The organism is Pseudomonas sp. GW456-12-10-14-LB2 (assembly GCF_002884345.1).
GTDB classification, from domain to species: domain Bacteria; phylum Pseudomonadota; class Gammaproteobacteria; order Pseudomonadales; family Pseudomonadaceae; genus Aquipseudomonas; species Aquipseudomonas paraglycinae.
This window is the reverse complement of the sequence record NZ_POHV01000097.1, coordinates 1-334: the sequence shown is the minus strand read 5'-3', so window position 1 is coordinate 334 and position 334 is coordinate 1. Positions and strand designations below refer to the sequence as shown.

1 tRNA gene is annotated in these 334 nt (G+C 50.3%); it reads right to left on the bottom strand.

Features of this window, described 5'->3' with window-relative positions:
* Positions 1 to 158: 158 nt before the first annotated feature.
* Positions 159 to 234: transfer RNA gene (locus C1X29_RS28240), tRNA-Ala, on the bottom strand.
* Between the last annotated feature and the right edge of the window lie 100 nt (positions 235 to 334).

Genomic DNA, 334 nt, shown 5'->3' with positions numbered 1-334 from the left:
ACCTTAGCCTGATCACCACCAGTGAAAGTGGCCATCAGTCTATCTTTCTATCACATACCCAAATTTTTAAAGAACGAACCAGTCAAAGACTAGAAATCAACATTCACCATCGCAGCGATGGAATGCTCATTTCTAAGCTCTTACTTCAGAAGCAGTAGTGGTGGAGCCAAGCGGGATCGAACCGCTGACCTCCTGCGTGCAAGGCAGGCGCTCTCCCAGCTGAGCTATGGCCCCGTATTTCTACAGGCGTTTCCCACACAAAATTGGTGGGTCTGGGCAGATTCGAACTGCCGACCTCACCCTTATCAGGGGTGCGCTCTAACCAACTGAGCTA